Annotated in this window: 3 protein-coding genes and 2 pseudogenes; all 5 read left to right on the top strand. The window is 61.9% G+C overall.

The window, feature by feature from the left end; translation table 11 throughout:
* Nucleotides 1–812 (top strand): annotated as a pseudogene (locus JHD77_RS26950) (DUF2345 domain-containing protein); the annotation flags it as partial.
* A 3-nt stretch (nt 813–815) separates the two neighbouring features.
* Nucleotides 816–1,313, top strand: coding sequence for a hypothetical protein (locus JHD77_RS26945; RefSeq protein ID WP_023091464.1), 498 nt, complete (start codon nt 816–818; stop codon nt 1,311–1,313).
* Nucleotides 1,310–3,460 (top strand): DUF3274 domain-containing protein, encoded by a 2,151-nt coding sequence (locus JHD77_RS26940; RefSeq protein WP_023091465.1) that lies wholly within the window; start codon nt 1,310–1,312, stop codon nt 3,458–3,460. The genes JHD77_RS26945 and JHD77_RS26940 overlap by 4 nt, the downstream gene beginning before the upstream one ends.
* Nucleotides 3,460–5,052, top strand: a complete 1,593-nt coding sequence (locus JHD77_RS26935; protein WP_277600513.1) for a type VI lipase adapter Tla3 domain-containing protein — start codon at nt 3,460–3,462, stop codon at nt 5,050–5,052. Before JHD77_RS26940 ends, JHD77_RS26935 begins: the two co-directional genes overlap by 1 nt.
* Before the next feature lie 41 nt (nt 5,053–5,093).
* A pseudogene (locus JHD77_RS26930) lies at nt 5,094–6,238 on the top strand (IS3 family transposase); the annotation flags it as partial.
* Nucleotides 6,239–6,271 lie beyond the last annotated feature (33 nt).

The following is a 6,271-nucleotide window of genomic DNA, read 5'->3' as shown; positions in this document are numbered from 1 at the left end:
CGGCGAAGCACAGTCATGTCGGCGCGGCCAGCCTGGAAGCCGAGCTGCCGCAGTTCGAGGTGGGCGAGACGCAGCGGCGGTTCGTCCTCAAGCAACTGGACGGGCAGACGGCCATGCCCAACGTGCCCTATACCATCACCATGGCCAACGGCGAGGTCATCGAGGGCGTCACCGACGCCGAAGGCGCTACCCAGCTGCTGCAGAAGGATGCGATGAACATCGCCAAGGTCGATATGAAACACACGAAATCGCCCGCCTCCGCAGTTGCCGGGATAGCAGCGGCGGTTGGCGCGGCGGTTGCAGTCGGCAAGCTCCTGAGTGGCCCCGACGCCGAGGCCGGACGTGCTCTCAGCGAAGGGGAAATCAGCCTGGCGAAAGGCGTATTCGGCGATTCCATCGACTATTCCACGGTCCGCCTGCGCGACGAGGACTATGTCCCCTGGCAGGGCAAGGACTACGTGATGGCGCCGAACGGCCACATCTACTTCGGCGAGGAGTTGCGCGGCGTGGCGGACTGGAGCCTGGAGAGCCTGCAGCGCCAGGGTCTGTTCATTCACGAAATGACCCATGTCTGGCAGCACCAGCATGGCGTCAACGTCCTTCTGGTGGGGGCCTACCAGCAAGCCAGGCAGTTTCTCCTAGGCGACCAGTACGCCTACCGGTTGGAGCCGGGAAAGACGTTGAAGGACTACAACATCGAACAGCAGGGAGACATCGTTCGAGATTATTTCCTCGAGAAGAACGAGTTCGGGGAAGCCTCTGCGAACAGCAGGTTCGCTGGCGTACTGAAAAACTTCCCAACGGGATACTGACCAATGAAATGCAAGACCTTGCTCATTGCCTGCCTGTTCGGCCTGGGAAGCGCCCAGGCCCTGGCCGTTTCCAAACTGCCACCGCAGATCCCGGTGCACGCCGGCTCCGGGCGCGTGACACTGGATCTACGCCCCTTGCTGGCGGAAACCAACGACGTCGAGATCACCCGTGTTTCGGTATGTCGGCGGGTCGGCAGCCATTGCCAGGAAACGCTGTGGCGGATCGAGCTCCCGCCCGGGTGGCGTGCCGGGGAGATCGAGGTCTTCGGCGACTATCCCGGCTCCAGCGTGCTCCTGCGCCGGCCGGAGCGCTTGCAGCCAGATGGGAGCTACAACGCATTCATTCATTTCAACGAGCGTAGCCGTCGGCACCGGCAAACGGTTTCCAGCATTGCCGTCGAATTCTGCCTGGTCGGCGAACCTGGCAACTGGATGCTGCTCGACGAAGCGACCTGCCTGGCACGACGCAACGCCGAGGAGCGGCAAGGAGAGAAGCCATGAACGATAGGGTTCGGTCGAGGACGATCGTCTCTGCCCAGTCCATCACCTTGCCCAAGGGCGGCGACGTGCAGCTGGTGCCGCCTCCGCCCAAGCCTTGCGTGACCATCGTGGTGCATGGCGTCAACGATCTCGCGGGTTGCTACGAACGGATCGAGCGAGGGCTCTGCCAGGGGCTCAACGAACGCCTGGACATGCCGCCGACCTTGCCCGGCGGGCAGGCCAATCCCGGCTACCTGACGCCGGCGGGCTACAGCCTGCCGGCGGACGACGAAGGCAAGGCAGAGAACCCCGACGTCGTCTACTACCGGCGCAAGTTCGCCAGTGGCGCCGGCGGGGCCGCCGTACGCAGCGTAGTCGTACCTTTCTACTGGGGCTTCCGCGAGGAAGAGCAATACATCAACAAGACCGCGGCCCACGGCGAATGGCTGGACCGCAACGGCAACCGGCTGGACAAGTCCGGCACCAAGGAAGGCGGGCAGTTCGTCAATGCCACCACCAACCTGCCGGACATGTGGGGCCAGGGTTTCAACGGCAAGCTGTTCGGTTTCATCTCGCTGGACTGGTTCGGCGGCACCATGACCCATCCGCTGTTTTCGGCGGCAGGGCGCAAGTACATGGTCCTTGCGGCCATGCGCCTGGCCATGTTGATCAAGATCATCCGCAAGCGTTACCCCGACGACACCATCAATGTCGTCGGGCACAGCCAGGGCACCCTGTTGACCCTGCTGGCACATGCCTTCCTCAAGGATGACGGCGTGGCGCCGGCGGACGGGGTGATCATGCTCAACTCACCCTACGGCCTGTTCGAACCCCTCAACGAGAAGCTCCAGGGCTGGAGCAGCCAGCAGACCAGAGAGGCGCGGCTGGCCACGCTCAAAGGTATCCTCGAGTTCATCTGCGGCCGACGCCATCCGGTCCCCGCGCTGAGCAGCGTCGCGTTGCGCAACTGCCAAGGCTACGGCGCGATAGGCGGCCCCGGCTGGGTAGGTGGCCAGGGCTGCCAGACGACCATCGACGGGGAACGGCTCAGCTTCGATGAGCGCGACAATCGCGGCAGTGTCTACCTGTATTTCACGCCCCAGGACCAGACGGTGGGACTTGCCAACGTCCAGGGTATCGGCTGGCGCGGCATTGCTGAGCAGGTCAAGGGGCTCCCGGGAAGGACCGGGCTGCCGCAGGGTTTTCACCAGCGCATCTTCACCGTACGCAAGCGCAATGGCGAGAAGGAAAAGATCGGCGGGCACGCCCCTCCCCATGTCTATCCTCTTCTGCTGGCCGGCGAGAAGACCTGGGAAGACACCGGGCTGGGCGGCAAGGACAGATTCGGCCGGGCGAACTTCGACCAGGGCGACAGCGTGCTGCTGACCGCGCCGCGTCTGCCGTTGCCGACGGAAGCGCGATTCGATTTCGACGGAGCCGTCACGGCGCCGGGAGAGAACTCCGCCAGCGGCGTCTATCAGGTGCGCGATACCCTCGATCCGATCGACGCCGCCATCGGCGTAAGCAACGGCGGCTGGAAGGAAAAGGACAGCGGGCACGCCGTCGCGCAACAGGTGGACGCCGCGCTGGCGTACCGCTACGGACGCGACGCGCGCAGCGTGGAGAGGGCGTTGAACGAAGGCAAGGAATTGGCCCAGCAGACCCATGTGTTTTCCGCTCGTGAACTGGGCACCGGCATGGTTCTGGTCACCCGCGCGGAAACTCCCTACGAGGCCCGGCTGCGCCTGCAGACGGCGGAGGGCCATCTGGAGCCCTTGTCGTTCCACTCGGCCATACCCAACAACCCGGAGCATAACCGGCGGGTACTGGCCTATGACCTGGCCATCGGGGCCGGGGACAGCGTGGATGATGTGGTTTTCTATCAGTATCTGTGTCGGGTGGCGGATTGGCGGTTGGATTGGAAGGCTTCGGACAAAGGAATATTTAGTCAAGGTGATGCGTCTGTTGATCTGCCGGATGAAGAGGTGCGTGCTTTGTACCGTGCGGAAGAATCTAAAAACAGCCAGTTAATAGACGCCACCGTAGCTTACCGCAAGAGTGGCGAGTTCCCTGTGGTAGTAGGAAATAGACTGCCTTCCCTAGTCGGGACACAAACCATCCTAGATCGTTACCACGAGCAGGCGGTGCGCTTTGGGGGGACAATCTAATGCGCTTGATGCTCTCAGCTTTCTCTCTCGTTGGCGTCCTTTTGAACTGCCCTGTGGGGCAGGCGGCCGAGTCGCCGCTATCCTCGATGCGCTGCTTTGCCAGTCCGGCCACGTCCGTTACCGCCTACGCCCCGGCCAAGGAGGCCACCATGTCCGCTGATGCTTATCACCCACCGACAACTTCGCCGCGCCTGGAAACCCTGGACGTGCTCAGCATAGGCATGAGCCTGGATGTGTTTCGCCAGGGGCAAGTGTGGAAGGCCTTGCAGGAGCAGAATGCCGCACAGGCCGAGGCGTTGCATGTCGGCAGCATCCTGCCGATGGACCCGAAGAAGTATCCGACGTCTGCGGATGACAAGGATATGGCGTATGAAAAGCGCCAAGCGGACGCCTTGGAACTAGGGCTGAAAAACTTCCTGGAGAAATGGCCGATACCGACGGTGACGGTGGTGCGTGGTTGGGATCCGAGCACTCCTAACCTACGCTTCACTCCGGAGGAGACGCGGGAAAGCCTGTCAGTAAAAGTCAATGATCTCCGTGTTCCGGCTGGACTGCATTGGCATCGGATTGCCAATTTGCAGGATGGCATTATCTGTAACGATACGCCTGAAGGAGTACTGGAGGCGTTGTTCAGTTTATTCGAACGCAACCCTGACTTGCCAGCAGTGTTGGTGTATGCGAATGAAGGCATCAGTATGGCGGGGGCGCTTTCCAGTAGAGATGTAACATTCAAGTCACTAGGCGCTGTGTCAGGCCCTCGGATACCTGGAACGCTTACGGATGCAATGGTCGCCCTGATCGTCGGCCGCCCCGAGCGGGTCGACTGGCTACGCCAGTTCGCCCCCTACACCAAGGTCAACGAAAACCGGATCGACCCCGAGTTCCGTGGCTGGGGCTGGCGCAAGCCGCCGGTGGAGTTCCGCCCCACGCCGTTCATTCCCCAGCCCTGGACCGAGCGGGCTCTGGAGCAGTGGGATGCGTTGCCGGTGCTGGCCAGGCTGCATCGGCCGGTGAGTGTGCCGCTGACCCGCCCGGATACCGGCGAACGGCTCAAGCGCGAAGCTCTCACCGCACAACTGGCCGCTGCCTGGAAGACGGCCAGTGCCGGGCTCAGGCCGGCGCCCGCCCGGCTGTTCTACGACGGCGGTTTGAACGCCACGCCGCTGGCCGAACTCACCCCGGCGCTGGGCGCCGCGCAGAGTTCGCTGGACTTGCTGGACTCGCGGGAAAGCTACGACCTGACCCAGCGCCTGGGCGACACCGGCGCGGCCTCGCCCTTCGTTGGCATCGCCCTGGCGACCATGGCCAGCTACCTCAACGGCGACAGCAGCATGGTGATGCCGTTGCGGCGCAAGGACCAGGCGACCCTGATCGGCATCAGCTCGCCGACGCCTGGGAAGAAGCCCGCTCACGACCCGTTCGGCGTCGACCTGCTGCCGCAGACCGCCAGCGGCGACGGTCCGCCGCCATCGGCCGACCCGGTGGCGCCCGCCAGTCGGCTCACGACCCGGTTGCCGCCCGGCGAAGACTATGCCCTGGAAGAGTTCCTGAGCAGCCTCAAACCCAGCACCGACTGGCAGGACGATTTGTAGGTCGATGGTGTCCCGCGCCAGATGGAGTTTTCGTCAGATGACAAGGACCGGTGACCTACAAGCAGGCCCAGGTGCGGTATGGCATCCAGGGCCGGTCGACGGTTCTGGTATGGTTGCGCAAGCATGGTCGGCAGGATTGGAGCCAAAGGGCGTCGATTCGGGCCGAGAGGAGTTGCGCGATGTCTGACCCCAAAACGCTCACTCCAGAGCAGCGGATCAAAGAGCTTGAGCAGCAGCTTGAGTTGATGAGCCAGAAGGCTCAGTTCTTCGAGACCGTCGTCGATGTCCTGAAAAATGATTACGGTGTATCGGTCGTAAAAAAGCGATCCGGCAAGTCCTCTCGCAAGGTCAAGTCGCAGGACTGAGCATTGCCAGGGCTTGTCAGTTTCTTGGCATGAGCCGACAGGCTTACTACAAGCGCAATCGAGTTGCTGATAGCAAAGCACGCCAGGCAGATCGGGTTGTCGAATTTGTTCAACAAATCCGGATACGTCAGCCACGACTAGGCACACGAAAGCTGCACTATCTGCTGCATTGCCAGCCTGATAGGCGGCTCCAAATTGGCCGAGACCGACTATTTCAGGTCCTGGGAAAGCGCCGTTTGCTGGTGTTGCCCAAGCGGGCGTATCACAAGACAACACAAAGCTTTCACCGCTTCTACCGCCATCCGAACCTACCCAAGTCAGGCCCGAACCAGGTTGTCCCGTCAGGACCGGAGCACGTTTGGGCGGCGGACATTACTTACCTGCCAGCCAGTAGCGGCCCGCTGTACCTAAGCCTGGTAACGGATGCGTATTCCAGAAAAATTGTTGGCCACCATGTGCATGAAAGCCTGCATGCCAAGTCAGTTGCACAAGCCTTTAGGCAGGCCTTACGCAAACGGCAGCGTCGCCAGTCACTGGTCCACCACTCGGATCGCGGTATTCAATATTTCTCGGCGCTGTATCAGTCACTGCATGCACGGCATGGCGTCCAGTGCTCGATGACTGACGGATATGACTGCTACCAGAACGCGCTAGCTGAGCGCATCTACGGGATCCTCAAAACAGAGCTGCTGCTGAGTAGCCCTGAAAATCTGGAGCAGGCAAGGAAGATGGTTGCTGAAGCCGTGCAGATCTACAACACAGAGCGGCCTCACATGGCCCTGAAAAACAAAACGCCCGATGCGGTGCATCGGGCGTTTTGAGGCCTATCGGCCTACCTGAGCAGGTGTAAACCT

Source organism: Pseudomonas sp. P20 (genome assembly GCF_016463925.1).
GTDB classification, from domain to species: domain Bacteria; phylum Pseudomonadota; class Gammaproteobacteria; order Pseudomonadales; family Pseudomonadaceae; genus Pseudomonas; species Pseudomonas aeruginosa.
The sequence above is the reverse complement of the archived record's forward strand: the minus strand, read 5'-3'. Positions and strand labels throughout refer to the sequence as shown.